Annotated in this window: 22 protein-coding genes; 5 read left to right on the top strand and 17 right to left on the bottom strand. The window is 69.7% G+C overall.

The window, feature by feature from the left end:
• Positions 1 to 2 precede the first annotated feature (2 nt).
• Positions 3 to 1,007 (bottom strand): 16S rRNA (cytosine(1402)-N(4))-methyltransferase RsmH, encoded by a 1,005-nt coding sequence (rsmH, locus tag CWN80_RS02950; RefSeq protein ID WP_007925297.1) that lies wholly within the window; start codon positions 1,005 to 1,007, stop codon positions 3 to 5.
• 164 nt (positions 1,008 to 1,171) lie between these two features.
• Positions 1,172 to 1,603 carry a division/cell wall cluster transcriptional repressor MraZ gene (gene mraZ / locus CWN80_RS02945; RefSeq protein ID WP_007925298.1) on the bottom strand — a complete coding sequence of 144 codons (432 nt, stop codon included), beginning with the start codon at positions 1,601 to 1,603 and terminating at the stop codon, positions 1,172 to 1,174.
• A gap of 354 nt (positions 1,604 to 1,957) precedes the next feature.
• Here mraZ and CWN80_RS02940 point away from each other — a divergent pair, with 354 nt between their 5' ends.
• The 5 genes from CWN80_RS02940 (at position 1,958) to CWN80_RS02920 (ending at position 7,545) form a co-directional block, all read left to right on the top strand.
• Positions 1,958 to 2,920, top strand: a complete 963-nt coding sequence (locus CWN80_RS02940) for an AAA family ATPase (protein ID WP_051987848.1) — start codon at positions 1,958 to 1,960, stop codon at positions 2,918 to 2,920.
• 10 nt (positions 2,921 to 2,930) lie between these two features.
• Complete coding sequence (locus CWN80_RS02935) at positions 2,931 to 4,145, top strand: DUF58 domain-containing protein (RefSeq protein ID WP_128276853.1); 1,215 nt, start codon at positions 2,931 to 2,933, stop codon at positions 4,143 to 4,145.
• Positions 4,142 to 6,439 (top strand): transglutaminase TgpA family protein, encoded by a 2,298-nt coding sequence (locus CWN80_RS02930; RefSeq protein WP_128276852.1) that lies wholly within the window; start codon positions 4,142 to 4,144, stop codon positions 6,437 to 6,439. Before CWN80_RS02935 ends, CWN80_RS02930 begins: the two co-directional genes overlap by 4 nt.
• A gap of 444 nt (positions 6,440 to 6,883) precedes the next feature.
• A complete protein-coding gene (locus CWN80_RS02925; RefSeq protein WP_128276851.1) occupies positions 6,884 to 7,276 on the top strand; it encodes a hypothetical protein in 393 nt (130 codons plus the stop codon).
• The gene (locus tag CWN80_RS02920) at positions 7,273 to 7,545 is read left to right on the top strand and encodes a hypothetical protein (RefSeq protein WP_007925307.1); all 273 of its coding nucleotides are present in this window, start codon (positions 7,273 to 7,275) and stop codon (positions 7,543 to 7,545) included. The genes CWN80_RS02925 and CWN80_RS02920 overlap by 4 nt, the downstream gene beginning before the upstream one ends.
• Positions 7,546 to 8,113: 568 nt before the next feature.
• Here the strand turns inward: CWN80_RS02920 and CWN80_RS02915 are convergent.
• The 15 genes from CWN80_RS02915 to CWN80_RS02850 all read right to left on the bottom strand — a co-directional run bounded on the left by CWN80_RS02915 (position 8,114) and on the right by CWN80_RS02850 (position 18,819).
• Positions 8,114 to 8,338, bottom strand: coding sequence for a hypothetical protein (locus tag CWN80_RS02915; RefSeq protein ID WP_007925309.1), 225 nt, complete (start codon positions 8,336 to 8,338; stop codon positions 8,114 to 8,116).
• A 48-nt stretch (positions 8,339 to 8,386) separates the two neighbouring features.
• Positions 8,387 to 9,022: a hypothetical protein gene (locus CWN80_RS02910; RefSeq protein ID WP_128276850.1), complete on the bottom strand. Its 636-nt coding sequence runs from the start codon at positions 9,020 to 9,022 to the stop codon at positions 8,387 to 8,389.
• A gap of 808 nt (positions 9,023 to 9,830) precedes the next feature.
• The gene (locus tag CWN80_RS02905; RefSeq protein WP_007925313.1) at positions 9,831 to 10,778 is read right to left on the bottom strand and encodes a hypothetical protein; all 948 of its coding nucleotides are present in this window, start codon (positions 10,776 to 10,778) and stop codon (positions 9,831 to 9,833) included.
• Between the two features lie 14 nt (positions 10,779 to 10,792).
• Positions 10,793 to 11,077, bottom strand: a complete 285-nt coding sequence (locus CWN80_RS02900; RefSeq protein WP_007925319.1) for a hypothetical protein — start codon at positions 11,075 to 11,077, stop codon at positions 10,793 to 10,795.
• Positions 11,074 to 11,352: a hypothetical protein gene (locus tag CWN80_RS02895; RefSeq protein ID WP_128276849.1), complete on the bottom strand. Its 279-nt coding sequence runs from the start codon at positions 11,350 to 11,352 to the stop codon at positions 11,074 to 11,076. Before CWN80_RS02895 ends, CWN80_RS02900 begins: the two co-directional genes overlap by 4 nt.
• Positions 11,349 to 12,026: a hypothetical protein gene (locus CWN80_RS02890; protein ID WP_007925321.1), complete on the bottom strand. Its 678-nt coding sequence runs from the start codon at positions 12,024 to 12,026 to the stop codon at positions 11,349 to 11,351. Before CWN80_RS02890 ends, CWN80_RS02895 begins: the two co-directional genes overlap by 4 nt.
• 121 nt (positions 12,027 to 12,147) lie before the next feature.
• Positions 12,148 to 12,414: a WhiB family transcriptional regulator gene (locus CWN80_RS15310; protein ID WP_007925324.1), complete on the bottom strand. Its 267-nt coding sequence runs from the start codon at positions 12,412 to 12,414 to the stop codon at positions 12,148 to 12,150.
• Positions 12,411 to 13,004 (bottom strand): hypothetical protein, encoded by a 594-nt coding sequence (locus CWN80_RS15305; protein WP_157986898.1) that lies wholly within the window; start codon positions 13,002 to 13,004, stop codon positions 12,411 to 12,413. The genes CWN80_RS15310 and CWN80_RS15305 overlap by 4 nt, the downstream gene beginning before the upstream one ends.
• A gap of 274 nt (positions 13,005 to 13,278) precedes the next feature.
• Entirely contained in the window at positions 13,279 to 14,673 is a 1,395-nt protein-coding gene (locus CWN80_RS02880) for a DNA primase family protein (protein ID WP_007925327.1), read from the bottom strand.
• Entirely contained in the window at positions 14,673 to 14,927 is a 255-nt protein-coding gene (locus tag CWN80_RS02875; RefSeq protein ID WP_007925330.1) for a hypothetical protein, read from the bottom strand. Before CWN80_RS02875 ends, CWN80_RS02880 begins: the two co-directional genes overlap by 1 nt.
• A complete protein-coding gene (locus CWN80_RS02870) occupies positions 14,924 to 15,238 on the bottom strand; it encodes a hypothetical protein (protein ID WP_128276848.1) in 315 nt (104 codons plus the stop codon). The genes CWN80_RS02875 and CWN80_RS02870 overlap by 4 nt, the downstream gene beginning before the upstream one ends.
• Positions 15,231 to 15,524 (bottom strand): hypothetical protein, encoded by a 294-nt coding sequence (locus CWN80_RS02865; RefSeq protein ID WP_007925337.1) that lies wholly within the window; start codon positions 15,522 to 15,524, stop codon positions 15,231 to 15,233. Before CWN80_RS02865 ends, CWN80_RS02870 begins: the two co-directional genes overlap by 8 nt.
• 152 nt (positions 15,525 to 15,676) lie before the next feature.
• The gene (locus tag CWN80_RS02860) at positions 15,677 to 16,180 is read right to left on the bottom strand and encodes a hypothetical protein (protein ID WP_128276847.1); all 504 of its coding nucleotides are present in this window, start codon (positions 16,178 to 16,180) and stop codon (positions 15,677 to 15,679) included.
• Positions 16,181 to 16,215: 35 nt separating this feature from the next.
• Positions 16,216 to 17,139: a tyrosine-type recombinase/integrase gene (locus CWN80_RS02855; RefSeq protein WP_007925338.1), complete on the bottom strand. Its 924-nt coding sequence runs from the start codon at positions 17,137 to 17,139 to the stop codon at positions 16,216 to 16,218.
• A gap of 114 nt (positions 17,140 to 17,253) precedes the next feature.
• Positions 17,254 to 18,819, bottom strand: a complete 1,566-nt coding sequence (locus CWN80_RS02850) for an RNA polymerase sigma factor (RefSeq protein WP_083853624.1) — start codon at positions 18,817 to 18,819, stop codon at positions 17,254 to 17,256.
• Positions 18,820 to 18,877: the final 58 nt, after the last annotated feature.

Here is an 18,877-nt window from a genome sequence, read left to right as displayed (position 1 = left end):
TCTTACGCGCCTTCTCTCGGTGGACGGATGCGTTCGGCCCCACGCAGTCGGACCGAGGCGGATCGGGAGTTGGTGGCGAGCTCGTGCTCGCTCGGGGTGAGGGCACCCCGGGTGGTCAGCCGCAGCTCGGCCGCGTGCTCAGGCAGCTCGACGGGCAGGTCGGCCGGCGAGGTCGACGTCGCGCCGCGGGCGAGCGCCTTCTTGGTGATGCGGTCCTCGAGCGAGTGGAAGGACAGGACGGCGAGGCGCCCACCGACCGCGAGCCGCCGCAGCGCCACCGGGAGCGCCCGGGACCACCCGGCGAGCTCCTCGTTGACCTCGATGCGCAGGGCCTGGAAGGTCCGCTTGGCCGGGTGCCCACCCCCGCGCTGCGAGGCCATGGGGATGGTCGAGCGGAGCAGCTCGACGAGCCGCCCCGAGCGGTCGAAGGGAGCGACCTCCCGCTCGCGGACGATCGCGCCGGCGATCTTGCGGGCGAAGCGCTCCTCGCCGAACTCCGACAGCACCCGGGCCAGGTCCCGGGCGTCGTAGGTGTTGAGCACCTCGGCGGCCGTGACGCCCGTCGTGGGGTCCATCCGCATGTCGAGGGGCGCGTCGTGCGCGTAGGCGAAGCCGCGCTCGGTCTCGTCCAGCTGCAGCGAGGAGACGCCGAGGTCGAAGAAGGCGGAGGTCACCGTGTCGATGCCGAGGTCGTCGAGGACCTCGCCGATCTCGTCGTTGACCGCGTGCACGAGGGTGACCCGGTCGCCGAAGGGGGCGAGCCGCTCCCCCGCGAGGCGCAGCGCCTGCGGGTCGCGGTCGATGCCGATGAGGCGGACCTGCGGGTCGGACTCGAGCACGGCCTGCGCGTGGCCGCCCATGCCGAGGGTCCCGTCGACGTGGATCGCGCCCGGCGTGGAGAGCGCGGGCGCGAGGAGCTCGAGGACCTCGTCGAGCATGACGGGGACGTGGCGGGAGGCCGCGTCGCGGTCGTCGGTCGTCAGGTCACGGTCGGCGTCGTGCTCCACGGTGCTCCCTTCGTGCTCGTCGGTGGTGTCGGGTGGTGGTGCGGGGTGGGGTGGTGATCTCCGGCTGGTGCTCGCTGCTGCCACCTGGTCCCCATCCGGGACGATCCGGCCCGGGGGAAGTCGGGTCGGCGCCGTCACGGCTGGAGGCCGGATGGCAGCAGCTGTCACATGAGTCCGGGGATCACCTCCTCGGACTGGTCGGCGAAGGCCTGCTCGGTGCTCGCCAGGTACTCCTCCCACGCGGCGGTGTCCCAGACCTCGACGCGCGAGCCGGTCCCGATGACCGTGCAGTCACGGTCGAGGCCGGCGTACTGGCGCAGCGCGGCCGGCACGGTGACCCGGCCCTGCTTGTCGGGGATCTCGTCGCTCGCGCCGGAGAGGAAGACGCGCATGTAGTCGCGGGCCGCCTTGCTCGACGTCGGGGCCTCCTGGAACTTCTGCGTGATCTTGGCGAACTCGTCCATGGGGAAGACGTAGAGGCAGCGCTCCTGCCCGCGGGTCATGACGAGGCCGCCGGCGAGCTTGTCGCGGAACTTGGCGGGGAGGAAGAGCCGGCCCTTGTCGTCGAGCTTCGGGGTGTGGGTACCGAGGAACATCGCGGCCACCTCCCCTTCGTCTCGACCCGCATGGCTCCCTGCTCTTCCTTGTTGCCCCACTTTACTCCACCCATGAGACAAAAGACACCCACTCAGGCAGGTTTTCGCCGATCAGATGCTGAGTTTTCCCTGATAAATCAAGGGTGGTGCAAAGTGGGGCGAAATATCCGTCGCCGACTCCTCCGCGGGGGCCTCGGCGCACCCACGTCCTGCCGTCAGTGGCTCGGTCGCCGGTATTCGGGGGCGAGGCGCGCCGGGCCACGTAGGGTCGGGTGCACAGCGGAGCGAAGTGGGGCGGCATCGTTCGTCCGGATCGGAGACCACGTGACCCTCAGCAGGGAGAGCACCCCGACGATGGCCGTCCCCAGCGCGGACCTCGAGCACGTGGTGCGGGTGGGTGGCGCGCTCACCGACGCCATGAACGCCGTCATCGAGGGCAAGCCCGACGTCGTGCGCACCGCCGTCACCGTGCTCCTCGCCGAGGGGCACCTGCTCGTCGAAGACGTCCCGGGCGTCGGCAAGACGATGCTCGCCAAGACGTTGGCGCGCAGCATCGACGCCTCTGTCCGTCGGGTGCAGTTCACCCCCGACCTGCTGCCGAGCGACATCACCGGCGTGAGCATCTACAACCAGGACCAGCACGACTTCGAGTTCCGCCCCGGCGCGGTGTTTGCCAACGTCGTCATCGGCGACGAGATCAACCGCGCCTCGCCCAAGGCGCAGTCCGCCCTCCTCGAGTGCATGGAGGAGGCCCAGGTGACCGTCGACGGCACGACCTACGAGCTGCCGCGGCCCTTCATCATCATGGCGACGCAGAACCCGGTGGAGATGGAAGGCACCTACCCCCTGCCCGAGGCCCAGCGCGACCGCTTCATGGCCCGGCTGTCGATGGGCTATCCCACGAGCGCGGCCGAGGTCGCCATGCTCGACCACCACGGTGCGAGCTCCCCGCTCGACCAGCTCCAGCCGGTCACCGACGCCGACGGCATCGCGCGGCTCATCCGCGCGGTGCGCACCGTCCACGCCGCGAGCGCCGTGCGGCAGTACGTCGTCGACATCGCCGCCGCCACCCGCACGAGCTCCCTCATCCGGCTCGGCGCCTCCCCGCGCGCCACCCTCCACCTGCTGCGCGCCGGCCGTTCCCGAGCCGCCCTCGAGGGCCGCGACCACGTGCTGCCCGACGACATCCAGGCGATTGCGCCGGTCGTCCTGGCCCACCGTCTGCTCCTGAGCAGCGAGGCCCAGCTCGCCCGCCGCGAGCCCCTCGACATCGTCACCGAGCTCGTGCGCCGCACGCGCGTGCCCGCCTCCCGGTGAGGAGACGCAGGTGACGCTCCGGGGGCGCCTCTTCGTCGGCGCGGGGGCTCTCGTCGTCGCCACCGGTCTCGTCCTGGGTCTGCACGACCTGACGAAGATCGGGCTGCTGCTCGTGCTCCTGCCGGGGCTCGCCGTGCTCCTCTCGCGACGCGAGCTCGACCTCGACATCACCCGGGTCGTCCACCCCACCCGGGTGACGACGGACGCCCACGCCGACGTGACCGTGCGGGTGCGCAACGACGGCCGGCTGCCGACCCCGCTGCTGCGCGGCGAGGAGGGGCTCGCCTATGCGCTCGGTGACCGGCCACACCTGCTCGTCCCGCGGCTCGACGGCGGCGAGTCCCGCCAGCTGACCTACCGCGTGCGGTCGCACGTGCGCGGCCACCACCGCATCGGACCGCTCACGCTGCGTGTGGACGACCCCTTCGGCCTGGCGACGCGGGGGGTGACGGTCCCCGGCGAGGCGACCCTCGTCGTGCTGCCCCGCGTCGTGCCCCTCTCCCCGGTGCGCGGTGTCGCCGCGGGCAGCGGTGGCGAGACGACGACCTCCCCGAGGATCGCCCTGCACGGTGAGGACGACGTCGCTGTGCGCGAGTACCGCATGGGCGACGACCTGCGCCGCATCCACTGGCGCTCGACGGCGCGCACCGGCGAGACGATGGTCCGCCAGGACGAGCAGCCCACGAGGCGGCGAGTGCTCGTGCTCCTCGACGACCGGGCCGCCGTGCACGCCGGCACGGGCGACGGCGGTTCATTCGAGTGGTCGGTGACCGCGGTGGCGTCCGTCGCCACCCTGCTCCTGCGAGAGCGCTTCGAGGTGCACCTGTGCCTCACCTCCGACACCTCCGGCACGGTGCTACCCGTGCAGGGCATCGACCACGCCCTCGACGAGCTCGCAGCGGTCCAGCCCCACGAGACGACCTCTCCGAGCGGGATCGTCGAGGCCCTCGACGAGTTCGCCCACCACGGTGGCGGCCTCGTCGTCGTCGTCGTGGGCGCCCTCGACGACGACGTCGCCGCGATGTGCACGGGCCGCTCCCGGCACGGGATCGCCCTGGTCATCGATCGCGGCGGCTTCGCCCACGGTCAGGACGAAGGGGGGCCCGCCGGGGCCACCGCCCAGCAGCTCGCGCTCGGCGGGTGGCGGGCCCAGGTCGTCTCGCCAGGGGCCTCGCTGCCCGAGGTGTGGGCACGCGCCACGGTCGGCATGGGAGCGATCCGGTGAGGGGCGAGGCGCGGATCGTCGCCGGCCTGCTCTCCGCCGCGGCGACCACCGCCGTCACCCTGCCCCTCGTGCGGCTCTTCGACACCCCGCCCTGGGTCGTGCCCGCGGTGCTCGGCGTCATCGTCGTCGCGGCCGCCGGCATGCTCCTGCGCAGCCTCACCATGAGCTCGGGCGTCATCGTCCTCGGCCAGACCCTCGTCGCCGGGCTGTACGTGCTCGTCTCCCAGCTCGGCGACACCACGCGCTTCGTCGTCGTCCCCACCCCGCAGACGTGGACTGCGCTCGTGGGGCACCTCGAGCAGGCGCACCACACGATCACGACCTACGCTGCACCGGCGCCGGCCACCCCCGGCATCGTCGTCTGCCTCGTCATCATCGTCGTCGTCGTCGCCCTCGCCGTCGACCTCGCGAGCACGGCTGCGGCCAGCCCGGCTGTGGCCGGGCTGCCCCTGCTCTCGCTCTTCCTCGTCTCGGCGGCCAACTCCGGCGGGTCCCTCCACTGGGTGTGGTTCGTCGTCGCCGCCGCGCTGTGGCTGGCGATGGTCGCGCACCAGTCCGACGTCGACCTGCGCGGGTGGACCACGTCGATCCCCCTGATGGCCGATGGCGACGGCGACGGGGTCGCCGCCCGCTCGCACCGCTGGCAGGCAGCCGGGGTGGGTGCCGTGGCGGTCGTCGCGGCGATGGTGGCCGCGGGCTTCGTCCCGCACCTGCCGACCCGCTACGTGCTCGACGGTCTCGGCCGAGGAGATGGAGCGGGAGCGGGCACGGGCATCCGGCTCTCGACCGAGCTCGACCTGCGACGCAGTCTCGAGTCGCCGAGCCAGACCCCGGTCATGCGCTACACGACCGACGACCCGACCCCGCAGCCGCTGCGCGTCGCGGTCGTCGAGGACTTCACCGACGGCTTCGGCCAGATGCGCTCGCGGGCTCTCGAGCCCCGCGAGGGCTTCACCCCGAGGGACCCGGTGCGCACCGTCCCCGAGTCGGTCGACCGGGAGCAGCGGACGATCCTCGTCGAGGACAACGGCGTCGCGGCGCCGCAGCTGCCGCTGCCGTGGCTCACCCGTTCGGCCGACCTCGGGGGCATCGCCTGGTCGGTCGGCGCTGACGGGACGGCTCGGGTGCAGCGCACGCCCGGGACCTACTCCGCCTCCTTCATCGAGCTCGACCCCCAGGAGGAGGACCTCGCCGACTCGGTGCTGCGCGACGACGGCCAGACCGAGGTCGTCGACACCACCGCCTACCGGGACGCCTACGTCTCCCTCGACCCCGGGTCGGCCGTCGAGATCACCGAGCTGGCCGAGTCGCTCGCCCCGGTCGACGCCACGCCCCTCGAGGCGGCCCAGGCGATCCAGGAGCACCTGCGCAGTGCCTCCTACAGCTACAGCCTCGACCTGCCGGCGATGCCCGAGGGCCGCGACCCGATCGTGCACTTCCTCGAGACCGGAGTCGGCTACTGCCAGCAGTTCGCCGCGACGATGACCCTGCTGGCCCGGGCCCGCGGGATCCCCGCGCGGGTGGTCGTCGGCTTCCTGCCCGGGTCGAGCCCGGACGGCCGCGCGCGCGTGGTCCGCGCCAGCGACGCCCACGCCTGGCCCGAGCTGTACTTCGAAGGCGTCGGCTGGGTGCGCTTCGAGCCGACGCCGGGCCAGCGGGCGGCCAGCGTCCCGGGCTACAGCATCGCCAGCTCCGACTCGACGGACACCGACGAGACCGGGACGAGCACCTCCGACTCGTCGACGTCGACCTCCACGACGAGCTCCGAGGTGGAGGATGCCACCGCCGTCGACCCCCAGGCCGGTGCGGACACGGGCACCCCTCGGTGGCTGTGGTGGCTCGTCGGCCTCGTCGCCGTGCTGGCCCTCGCGGCGATCATGCCGGTGACCGCGGTCCTGGCCCGACGACGCCGCCGACGTACGGCGGCCGACGACGCCCAGCGGGTCGAGCGTGAGTGGCAGGAGCTCGTCGCCCAGCTCGACGACCTCGGCATCCGGCCGCCCGTCGGCTCCACCCCGCGTCAGGCCGGCGCGTGGATCGGTCATCGCATGCACCTGGACGCGCCGCTGCAGGGACAGCTCGACGAGGTCGTCGCGACGCTCGAGCGCGCCCGCTACGGCGCGCCCGGCGCCGACCTGCCGGACATCAGCGCCCAGGTCACGGCCGTCGTGCACCGGGTGCGCTCGACCCGTCAGGGTCTGCCCCGGGCACGCTCGCTGCTGTGGCCCCAGGAGGGGGTCGACGCCTGGCGGTCCCTGGGCCGGGCGATCCTGCGTCGCCTCCCCCAGCGCTGACTCCCCCTTCGCCCAACTCTCCCGGCGCTGACTCCCCCGTCGTCCGGCGCCGGCCCACCCGCCGCACGATGGGGTGACGCACATCAGCCCCGGCTCCGCAGGAGTGTCGCACTCGTGCGGAGCCGGGGCTCGTGGTGTCACGCGCCACGTGGGCGCGTCGACGTCGATCAGTCGAGGTAGTCGCGCACTAGGGACGACCTCAGCACTGTGCGACACGGCGGGTTTGGCGGCAGATCGCCACTCGGTTTCAAGCGCTGTAGTGCGAAATATCCCCGACTAACGGGGCGGCCCCCGCGTAGCGGAAACTACCGAGGGCCAGACGGACAGCATGGAGGTGCTGAACGTGGACTTCACCCTACCCGCGGCCGTTGCCGCTTCCCAGACCATCGGCCTTTTCGGCTCGCTCGTCGTCGTGACGGTCGCCTGGTTCCTCGAGGTGACCCGATGAGCGACCAGACGAACGGTGGCACTGGTACGGACGCACCCGCTCCTGCAGGGAGTGACTCGGACTTCACGCCCCAGCCGTGGTGCGAGGAGTGCCGCACGGGCGAATGCGTCGGCGAGCACGCCAGCTTTGCCCGCTACACCCCGGCGACGGGAGGCGCATCCCGAGACTGGTTCTTCCCCGCAGAGGACAAGGCCGGCTCCGTGATCGTCCCCGGCGCGACGCTCACCGCGATGTTCCACGAGAGCCTCCGCTACCCCGGGTCTGCGGACGACGCGCCACACGTCGCCCTTTCGGTCCCCGACGGCGAGGTCTTCCTCCGCGCCCACGAGGCTCGGCAGCTCGCCGGCTACCTCACCATGCTGGCCGACCGCATCGAGGCCGCAAAGTGAGCGCCCGGACGAAGGGTGTGCCAGATCGGCAGACCCGCCCATCGACGAAGGGTGTCAGCAGCGATGACACCCCGGTCATCCTGCACGTCTATCACCGTGAGGACACCGAAATGGCGTTCGCCTACGGCATTTCGGTGCGCGCGCTCTGCGGTCGGTGGAGCGGGAAGCTGAGCCGACGCCTGCACTTCCGCGACGACGACGCCCGACCCTCGCACACCCGCGTCTGCGGGCGTTGCGCGAACACGCGCGTGTATCGAGGTCTCGACTAGACCCGCCCCCTTCGTCGGGTCACTCCGGCTCGCGCACGGTCTCTCAATCGCAACACTGCGAATGAGCCAGCCCGTGTGCCTGCCAGGGCCACCCGGCCTCGCGCGGCGCTCAACAGCGACTCAGCCGCGCTAGGGGTCTCCACAGTGTGGAGACACCTGGGGTCCGCACTACACGCGGACCCCCGAACCAACTCGAGCACCGCCCGGCGATGACTCCCAGACGCGTGAGCCGGCACGCGTCGCCCGACGGCATGGCAGTGCACGGCCGTCGTCGGGTCTGACTACAGCTCGCTCTCGAATCGAGGGCGGGCTAGAGGGCGTGGGCGGAAACAACGCGGAGTCGGCTTCTTTGGGGGGGGTTTCGCCACAGCCCTGCCCGTAGGGCCCGCGCCTTGCACGACCACACATCTGCTTGAGAGGGCCGAGTACTCCGTCTGATCCGTTGCAAGTACCTCTCTCGCGCACGCGCGTGGGGACGACCTGGGGAAATTCCCCAGTCGGAGACGCGCACTCGCGTCCGCGCGTGGGGGTGGGGGCGCAGGTGATGCAGGTGCATCACCTGCGGCGGCTACCGCTGCTCTGCAACGAACCTGACAACCTCTTCAGGCACGGTGAACGTCGGACCTGACTCGCTCGCGGGCCACCAAGCGGCAGCCTGCGGGATGCCTGCATGGGTCAGGGTCCGCAGCATGTAGCTCGGCATCGAGTCGCCCGCGCGCATCGCTCGCGCGGTCGCCTGCTGCTCGGTCGTCAGGTCGGACCACCATCGGCTCAGTGCGTCGTCTCGTCCCATGCCCCGACGGTAGCGAGCCGCGCCGACACCCCAGGTCGGCGCCTCGCATCAGGCGGGAGCAGCGGCCAACTCTCGCCATCGGCGCAACACCGCCTGCAAGGTCACGAACGGCACGTAGTACCGCTGCCAGGCGAGCACAGGGTTTCCTCCGACCTGAATATCTCGAACTACGCCGATACGCCCGGCACCTGCCGCTGGTTGCGCACCGGTTAGCGCCGCGTATGTCCATCCGTGCGCGTGGCCGCTGCCGACGCGCCATTGTTCTGCAGCCTGCTCCGCCCAATGCGGCAGGCCGGGCTGCAGATCGGTGGCAGACCATCGAATAACGTCCAAATTCGTGGTCGGCCCAGGGCCCGGCAGCGCCCCGGCGTACACCTTGATGCCGGCTCGACGCACCTTCACAGCCAGCGCAGCGGTGGCAACTCGTCTCTTGTACGACTGCGGGATCTTTGCCACCTGCATCAGATAGTTCAGCTGCTCGCTGTCATCAAAGTCGGACAGCCAAAGGCCGCGTCGGATGCGCACCCGCGCATCTTCTGGTCCCAGAACCCAGTACGCCTCACTTGCGGTAAGGAGCGCCGTCCGCGTGAGGTTGTACGTCGCCGAAGAGTGAAAACTCTCGGCGTCGCACAACACCCTGAATGCCTGCAGGTGGTCGACACACGCGCCGATCTTCGAGGACACCTGAGCGGACATTGGCGCCCGAGGCATATAGCGATCATCCCGCCACAGCTGTGACCCCGGCGCGGGCACCAAGGGTGCTCGGACCACTGCCCGCCACTCGTCGAGTTCGGCGAAAGTCGCTCGAAGGGCCTCAATGGCTTCATGCGGTGTCGTAGGGACACCCTCCACAGACATGGTGCGAATGTAGCCGTTCTACCTGGCGCCCCAAGTCGTCGAGCAAGCGCCATCGGCCGCTCCAAAGGCGGCAAATTCGAGCCTGAGAACGTCCCCCCGGAACTTTTCAGGCTCAGGGGGGATATCGCCCGACGTATGCGCTTAGACGGCTCCACGGGGAGGGAAGGGGCCATGCCCCTACCCCAGCCACGACCGTGATGACACGGGCTCGAGCTCGGTCGAGATGCGTTGTCCGTCGGCTCCGAACCGTGGCGGTGGGTTGGTGAGTCGCTCGCGCGCCATGCTGACCGGCGACGTCCCGCGCACTCGGTTGCACCAAAAATGACAAAGCCTGACGTTCTCGCGCTCGAAGGGTGAACCACCGAATGAGATCGGCACAAGCTCATCGAGGGTCGGTGAGCCTGGCAGGTATCGAGGCAGCCGCTTGTCGACCCACTGACCACACAGGTGGCAGACGTTCTCTTCTCTCCACACTCGGCGCTTGAGTCGGTCGCGCTTGGTGCTGTTCGCTCGTCGTGGGTCGCTTGCCATCGTTGCTCGTCCTGTCGATGTGAGGGTGGCTGCGGTGCGCCTCTCGGCCAGCGCGGTCCGCGAATCTTTCGGCCAGAAAGACGCAGGCGGCGTTGGTGGACGGTCAGGCGGTGCGCCGGCTAGACGGTCGTCCCTGCGGCCGTGCGACGGGCGGACGGTCGAGCATCCGCTGATTGTCGGCGTCGGCGTCCTCGAGCTCGTCGACCGTGGGAACCCACAGCTGCGCGTTCTCGACGGCCCACACGAGCCACGTCCACAGGTCGTCCCCTGCGTGGTCGGCAGAGGGCCGCATCGGGGGCCAGGGCAGCGGGTCGACGTCGGTGTACCAGGCCGCTGCGGTGCTGCGGTGCGAGCCGGCGTGACTGGCGAGCCGGGAGCGACTGGAGCCGATGGCGCGGCGCTCGTTGACCCAGTGCGCTTCGTGGTCGATGGCATCCCGCAGCAGCCCGGAGCGGGCGTTGACGCGTACCCAGTCGGCTCCCTGCGAGAGACGCTCGCGCTTGTACGCCTCGCGCTGGGCTGCCCGGATGGCGCGGTAGACGCCCATCACTCGGCCCTGCTCCTGCGACGCACCGAGCAGGCTGGGGTTGGCCTGCACCTGCGCCAGACCGATGAGCTGCGGGTGCTGCTCGGCCAGCGTGCGCACGTCAGCGACGACGTCTTGCATCTGCTCGTCGAGGTAGCCGATGACGTCCCGGTGGGCGTCGGCGCGGGCGTCCTCGGCCTGTGCCCGGATCGCTCGGGCCTGCTGCCGGTACGCGTCGGCGGTGGCTCGGTTCTGCTCGCTGCGGGCTCGTGAAGTGGCAGCCTCTTCCACGACTTGGGCGAGACGGTCGGCCAGGTCGTCGAGGTCGACGTCGGCGGCGGTGACTTCCTGCAGGAGGGCGTCGGTCGAGGGCGGCCGGATGGCGGTCTCGAGGTCGGTGACCTTGGCGGTGATCTTCTTGGCGAGTTCCTCGAGCCGGGTGGCCGGCGCGTGGATCACGTCGTTGATGTGGGCGGTGATGTCGGCCCCGGTGACGGGGGCGCTCTTGGTCTTCTTGGTGCTCATTGGGGTGCCTTCTCTCAGTTGTAGGTGGTGTAGGTGCCGTGGCCGTCGCTGAACTTGGGACGGTTGGCGTATCGGGCTCGGGCGCGGTCTCGGGCGGTATCGACGCCTTCCCCTGTGGCGGACTCCGCGGGGTGCATCGAGTACCGCTCACGGGCCTGGCTGGCTCCGCGCTGGTAGGCCGCGCTGTCGGTGTCGCCCTGGGTCGAGAGTCGCCGCAGCTCGGCGTTCTCGGCTCGCAGCACGTCGTTCTGCTGCTCGAGCAGACGCACGTACTCGTCTCGGTCGATGTTGGTGGTCATGGCTGTTCCTTCTTTCGTCGGTTGCGCTGTTGCGCGTTTTCGAGGGCGCACGCTTTGCACCCGCTGCCGTTGGGACGGACAGGTTGGTAGTGCACGCGGCACACGAGCCGCGTGCCGGACGGGGCGTATTCCAGCGGGTGAAGGGGCGTGGCTCCGCCGGCGATCACAGAGCGGTGACAGGCGCGACACTTCGTGACCTCATCGCCAGCGAAGCCGGTGAAGACGACGATCTCCGGACCGCGGCAGCCTTCGCGGTGCTCGATCTGCTCACTCATGGGCTCACCTCGGCCATCGCCTCGAGGTGAGCGATCAGGTCCCGCGCGTGATCGCCGACGGTCTCGACCTCGAGCCCTCGATACTTGAGCATCCAGTCGTTAGCGCACCCCGGGTGCACGGTCAGGATCGGCCCGGTGATCTGCGCGGACGCCCCGACGAGCTCGACGGGGCCACGGACCGAGTCACGAGAGGTCCGCACCGTCTCGAGCCGGACCGGGTAAACGATGAACCGCGCATCGGCGTCCAGGCGCCAACGCTCCCAACCCGGGTGGCGGCGAGCCCCACGGAGCTGATGGATCGCGTCTGTGACCGTCGCTGACGCCCATACTCCACACCCGCACCGTGGGTGGGGCATCGGCCAGCACTCGTGGTCGCAGGTCGCAGAACGCCGACTCACCAGGTCGTAGCTACTGAAGTCCGGCGTGTCTGGCCCGCTGACGTTGACGTGAGCCGGGTAGGCGCGACCCACGCGGCCCGCGCCGGTGTAGAACGACACTCTCCACCCGTCGCGCTCCGAGACGGCCGGGCCGACAGGATGCGCGTCTGCCGGATAGAACATTGGTCGGTAAACGCCACTCTCGACACCTCGCCTTGCGTAGTAGGCGCGCTCGAAGTTGGAGAAGTCGTCCTGCAGCCGCTGGCAGAACTCGGGTCGGTTTTCCTTGGTGCTCACTTGCTCGTCACCGTCTTCCGGGTCATACGGCGACTGGCGCAGCCGGCGCAGATGCTGCCGAGACCTCGACGTCGGCGGCCGCATTCGCGGCACCGACGGAGCGGGTGTGTGTTGCGTGCGGTCATCGCGTCTCCTTCGTTGCGGTCTTCTTAATCGGTCGGGTGCCGTGGTCGACGCCGGCCCAGACGAACAGCTCGCCCTCGTCCTCGGCTGACTCGGCACACAGGCGCAGGACCGGGCAGCCTCGGCACAGCCGAGCAGCTCGGGCTCGCTCGTCGTGGTCCTCGCTCGTCCACCACGCGTGGTCTGCCGGCTCGGCGCAGCGGGGTCGCCGGCCGTCGGCTGCCAGGTCGAGCAGGGCCCGGTCTAGGGCGTCGCGGGCGCTCACGATCGCCCTTCGAGGTAGTCGTCGAGGACTGCGTCGATCTCCGCGCGGCCCTGCTCGCGGACGTACTCGGCGAGGTTCGGCACGTACTCGGGCGTGGGGAACCCGATCCTCTGGAGGTTCGGGTCCTTCGGGACCGTGCTCGAGGGCCATTCGCGGTCCACCAGGATGCGCTCGTATCGCATCCGCTGCCCCCGGATGGTGCCCGGCGGGTCATCGCCGGGAGACCAGGAGCTCCGCTTGGGGCAGTGGCGCCAGTTGGTGATCGTCACACGCGACAAGGTGATGACGAACCAGTCCGGGCGAACGCCAGTGTTCTCCATCGCCAGGCTGCGCTCAGCGTCCAGCCAATCGAGCTGCTGCGCCAGTTGGTCTGACATCTCGGTGACGGCGTAGTACCCACACGAGCAGCCCGCGGCGGGGGGCGTGTGGTTGTAGACCAAACACTCTGCGCGGGCACGCGCGTACCAGCCGTGCTCGTAGCCGCCATGCTCCTTGAGCGTGTGCATGGAGATTTCAGACCACGGGTGCCACCCGTAGGGCGTGAGGTAGTCAAACCTCCAGGCGGTCGCCTCGTCCTTCTCTCGCATCACGCGCCCCTCTCCTTGGTCGTCAGGTCTTCGCAGGTCGAGCACCGATCCGGGGCCAGGTCGTGCCCGTGACGGGGGCAGGACGGTGGTGGGTCGGGTGTCTTCACGGACGGCTCGTGCGTGAAGTGCATCGGGCACATGACCCGCTCGGGTCGGGCCTCGAGGTCGCACCCGGCGTAGGCGCAAGATCCCCGGAAAATGGGGGAAGGTGCAGGGTGGTGCAGGGTTTCCCGCACTTTTTCTATGTCCCCTACGCGGGGAAAGTTGGGGAAACCCTTCACCACCCTTCACCCCCGGCCAGGTCGTCAGCCGCGAACGGGGCCAATCCGGTACGCGTCATGCCCCGCTTCGTCTTCTTGGCCGGGTAGCCGCGTCGGTCCAACTCCTTGCCGAACGCCTTCTCGGTGATGACCTCCGCACCGTCCGCGACCGCCCACCGCTGCCAAGCGGTGAACAGCTCGCGGGTCGTCGAGGTTGAGGCCGGCCCGACCATGCAGCCCTCGGCCAGAAACCGGCCCACCGCGTCGCTGTCGGCTTGGTACTCGCCCGTGGCCTGCACCACCGTCGCCGGCTCGCACATGCCGTGCTCGCGGTAGTCGACGTAGCCGGCCACGGCCCACGCGAGGATCGCGTCAGCGTGCAGCAGCAGCCGCTCAGGCAACTTGCCGTCACGCTGCCCGACGGGCACAACCACCTCGAATGGCACCACGCGGATGCGACGCCACACGGCCGGATCGTTGCCCTTGACCTCCGGCTTGTGGTTCGTCACATAGACGATCTGGTGCGAAGGGGTCCAGGTGACCGGCTCGCGGTACAGCCGGCGCGCGGTCAGCTTGTCGCCGCCCGTCAGCCGCTTCATCGTCGGCTCATCGAGCTTGCGGCCCTCTTCTGTCTCCGACCCGAACACCAGACGCGTGCCGAGCAGCTCCATCAACTCAGGACCGGGCGCACGGCCCTTCTCAGACGCCATGAGCAGCGACGGGTCGATGACGGTCGCGTAGTCGCCCAACGCGGCCTCAACAGCCCCGTAGAACGTGCCCTTACCGTTGGCACCCTCACCGATGAGCACAGGGAACAGGTGCTCAGTCACGCGCCCGTACAGGGCCTGACCAATCACCCGCTGCAGATACGCGCGCTCGTCCGCATCGGGCAGCACCGACGCGAGGAACGTGCCCCACTCGCCGGGGTCGACGTCGGGCCAGTACGCGCCCACCGTGATGCGCGTGAGCCGGTCGGCCGGGTCATGGGCCTGCAGGTGCATCGTGCGCAGGTCCAACGTGCCGTTGGCGACGTTGAGCAGGTACGGGTCGGCGTCGAGGTCGTCGACCGTCGCGGCGAACTCCACCAGGGCGGCAGCGATGCCCAACACGCCCTCTACGCCGGCCTTGCTCTCGCACTTGGCGACGTCGGCCCGCAGCTGCTTGTCACCGACGGACTCGGCCAGGGCATCACGCAGCACCTCGAGCACCGCCCGCGGCGCTGCTCCCTTGTCGTCCTCACACCAGCGCGTGCCGTCGTAGACGTGCCAGCCAATGCCGTGCACGTACAGCAGCCGGTCACGGTGTGACCCGGCCAGCCGGTACGCCATGCGCACCTGCCCAGAGTGCTGCTCACCAGAACCGGACGTCTCGCGGCCCAGCTCGTCGAAACGGTCAGCGTCGATGCTCTCCATCAGGCACCGCCCTTAGCCGCAAACCGGGCGTCGATCCGCGCACGACGAGCAGCAGACTCGGCCCGGTCGACCTCGGGCGTGCGGGTCATCGCCAGCACCACGTCAGCAGCCGCGCGGTGACGAGCAGCGGCCTCGGCGTCGGCCAGTGCACGGCCGCGGTCGAGTCCCTCGAGGTAGCCGGCAGACCAGCCGGTGCAGTAGTCGTCCCAACGCGACGGCGGCCACTCCTCGAGGACGTTCCTCGGCGTCGTCATCGGCCGTCACCGCCCAGCCCGTCGAGGTCGAGATGCACCACAGGCACCAGCCGCACGAGCTGCAGCGACGCCGACAGGCCACGCTCACGCGTGCGCCAGACCTTGCGCTCAGCCGCGGCCAGGTCAGCGAACACCTGCGAAGTGACGATGCCGTCCCGACGCTCTGCCAGCACGAGCACGCCGTGGTCGTGCCTGCGTGCGCGGGCGGCCAGGTCGGCGGTAATCTTGACGTCAAGACAACGCGTCGCCCGTGTGGTCTTCTGCCCCTCGGTTTCGCCGGCCGGGGGGCGCACTTCTGTCCGCTCAGGCATGGGCACCGCCCAGGGCCTCGAGCTCAGCCTCGGCGGAACGGGCGGCCTCGGTCGCCTCACGGGCGCGGCGACGAGACTGCGCCGACTTCAGGGCCAGTCGCTGAAAGTGCGCCTTGCGGAGGTGCTCCGCGCGCTTAGGGTCTCCCCCGGCCTGCTCGAGGAACTTCGCATCGAGGGCCCGGCGCGCGGGGGCGGTGCGGGCGGAACGGTCTTCGGTGTTGGCCCAACTGGTGTGGGCGGCGATGCTCGAGAGCAATGCGCGCTCGGCGGGGGTAGAGGCGGGCATGGGTCAGTCACCCTCTTCAGGGTCTGACTGACTGCCGTCGTGCTCGTGTCAGCGTTCGCGGCCTCTGCCACCTGACGTTCTATGAGGCCCGACTTACTCGGGTCCCGAGGACATCATACGGTGTTCTGCGCGATTCTCTACGTCGCTGATTGTCAGGCGTGTCGAGGCCGCGGACCGGGCAGGATCACCCGTGCCTGCCGTCCCTCCAACGCGTCATAAACATGGCTCAGCGACATCTCGTGCGACTGGCACCTGCAGATGCTCGTAACGACGGCATCACCGCCGTCCTCACTGGCAGGTCGCGGCCACGCGAGCGGGAAGAACACGCGTTCGCCGCGGCGGTGGCTCCGACTGCCACCCTGTGGACTGAATGCCTCGTACATCAAGGTCCCCCTCTCCGCACCGGAGAGTCCGACGGCATCCGACGCCGCCGTAACCTGCGCGATCGTCGGCGTCCCCTCAGGCACCAGATCAGAGGCCCTGGCACGCGCCCTCAGCACTCTGTAAGGCGTCAGGTTGACTACCTCAAACACTGCCTCGTGGCATCCGGCGCATGTGAACTCCACCGCCGTGAACCGGCGTCGTCGAGCACGGGCACCGGCGTCGAGAGCCGCGAGCAAGGCACGGATGTGATCGTTCTGCTCCCGCCGGCGCACCTCAAAATTGTCAGACTCTTGGATTTTCGCTGCGCTCACAACTCCCCCAGGTTCAGCCGCTTGGCCTCTTCGGCAGCGCGTGCCGACGCCTGCGCCTTCGTGTAGCGCATGAGCATGTCGGGGCGGGTCCAGCCGGCCACGGCCATGAGACCGGACTCTGACCCGCCGGCAGCCAGCCAGCGGTGCGCGGCGGTGTGGCGCAGCATGTGCGGGTGGAATCGGTCGATCCCGGCCCGCTCGGCGCGCATCTTCAGCGACTTGTGCAGCCCGTCGTAGCGGAACTGCTTGCCCCGATCCCCCAGCCACAGGTGCTCGGACTCGGCCAGGCGGTGCTCTCGTCGGTGGCGCAGGTAGCGGTCGATCGCCATCACCGCGTTGGCGCTCAGCGGAATGACCCGACCCTTGCCGCCCTTGCCGCGCCGGATGATCGCCGTCGAGGTCTGCGGGTCCACGTCGGCCAGCGACATGGCGACGACTTCCCCCGCACGGGCTCCGGTCTCGAGCATCAGGCGGATGATCGCCTCGTCGCGCCGGTCGCGCATCGCCTCGGCACGGGTCGACCCCTTCGCCGGCAAGCACGCCTTGAGCAGCGCACGCAGCTCGTCCTCAGTCAGAGGCTCGACGACCGTCTGGTCGAGCTTGGGCGCCTTGACTCCCAGGAAGGGGTCGGCGGCGATCTCCCCTTCGTCCTCGAGCCACGCGGAGAACCGGCGCACCGCCAGCTGCCGGCTGCGCGCCGTCGAGGCGGCCGCGCCGGAGTCGAGCAGGTCGGTCACCCACGCGCGGATCGAGGCGCGTTGCAGCGGCTCGGCGTCCTGTTCGAGGCACCACGCGAGGTAGAACCGCACGCCGTCGCCGTACGCCTTGAGGGTCTGCGGGCTCTTACGGTCAGCGCGCAGCGACAGGGCCCAAGATTGCGCCAGGGCCTGCAGCTCGATGACCGACGGGGACACGCTCATGCAGCCATTCTAGGTCGATATCTCGACTACATGCGCTGTGCGGTGCTAGCGTGTCTCCCGTCAGGCACGAAAAGCCCATGAAACCGGGCCTCAGCCACCGACTGACTGTGAATCTCAGTCGAGGTAGTCGCGCAGGACCTGCGAGCGGCTCGGGTGACGCAGCTTGCTCATCGTCTTGGACTCGATCTGACGGATGCGCTCGCGCGTCACGCCGTACACCTTGCCGATCTCGTCGAGCGTCTTCGGCTGGCCGTCGGTCAGGCCGAAGCGCATCGAGACCACGCCCGCCTCGCGCTCGCTGAGCGTGTCGAGCACGGAGTGCAGCTGCTCCTGCAGGAGCGTGAAGCTCACGGCGTCCGCCGGCACGACCGCCTCGGAGTCCTCGATGAGGTCACCGAACTCGGAGTCGCCGTCCTCGCCGAGCGGGGTGTGCAGGGAGATCGGCTCGCGACCGTACTTCTGGACCTCGACGACCTTTTCGGGCGTCATGTCCAGCTCCTTGGCCAGCTCCTCCGGCGTGGGCTCGCGGCCCAGGTCCTGGAGCATCTGCCGCTGCACACGAGCGAGCTTGTTGATGACCTCGACCATGTGCACCGGGATGCGGATGGTGCGGGCCTGGTCGGCCATGGCACGGGTGATCGCCTGGCGGATCCACCACGTTGCGTAGGTCGAGAACTTGTAGCCCTTGGTGTAGTCAAACTTCTCGACCGCACGGATCAGGCCGAGGTTGCCCTCCTGGATGAGGTCGAGGAAGAGCATGCCGCGACCGGTGTAGCGCTTGGCGAGCGAGACGACGAGGCGCAGGTTGGCCTCGAGCAGGTGGTTCTTGGCGTTCTTGCCGTCCTGGGCGATCCACCACAGCTCACGCTTGAACTTCATCTCGATCTTCTCGCCCGAGGCGAGCTTTTCCTCGGCGAAGAGGCCGGCCTCGATGCGCTTGGCGAGCTCGACCTCCTGCTCGGCGTTGAGGAGTGCGACCTTGCCGATCTGCTTGAGGTAGTCCTTGACCGGATCGGCGGTGGCGCCGGCCGTCACGACCTGCTGGGCGGGCGCGTCGTCCTCGTCGTCGTTGCTGATCGTGAAGCCAGACTTCTCGTCCGGCTCCTGCTCGGGCTTCTTCGCCGCCTTGGGGTCCTCGTGGAGGACGTCGTCCTCACCGGGCTCCGGCTCTTCGGCGGTCGTCGTCGTCGGGTTGGCCGCGGCCTTCTTGGCGGCGGCCTTCTTCGCGGCGGCCGTCTTGGCCGGCGCAGCCTTCTTGACCGGCTCGGCCGCAGCAGCGGCAGCAGCCTTGGTGGCGGTCGCCTTCTTGGCGGCGGTCTTCTTCGCCGGCGCCGCAGCCTTCTTCGTGGCAGCGGCGGTCTTGGTGGCGGCAGCCTTCTTCGCGGGGGCGGCGGCCTTCTTGGTCGCGGCCTTCTTCGCGGTGGTCTTCTTCGCCGCAGTCTTCTTGGCGGGGGTGGACGGTGGCACCTGAACCTCGATTCCTTGGTCACCGAGCGCGCGCAGCACGACCCTGCCCCGGCTCGGGCTGACCTTCGCGTCGGTGAAAGCGGCCTGGAGCTGGTCGCTGGTGATGGATCCGGTCGTGTGGCCCACACGGACCAGTTCCTGGAGCGATGGGTGCGAAAACTCCTTGGGGAGGGAGTCCTGCGCCTCGTCCGACCGTGGGGACACAGCAGTCACCAACAACCTTTCGTCACGGGGGATTCCGCCGGCATCGAAGGGGGGTGGCGTGTGACCC

It is taken from the genome of Janibacter hoylei PVAS-1 (assembly GCF_004025845.1).
GTDB classification, from domain to species: Bacteria; Actinomycetota; Actinomycetes; order Actinomycetales; family Dermatophilaceae; genus Janibacter; species Janibacter hoylei.
Note: the sequence above shows the minus strand (reverse complement) of the source record. Positions and strands in the feature narration are given on the sequence as shown.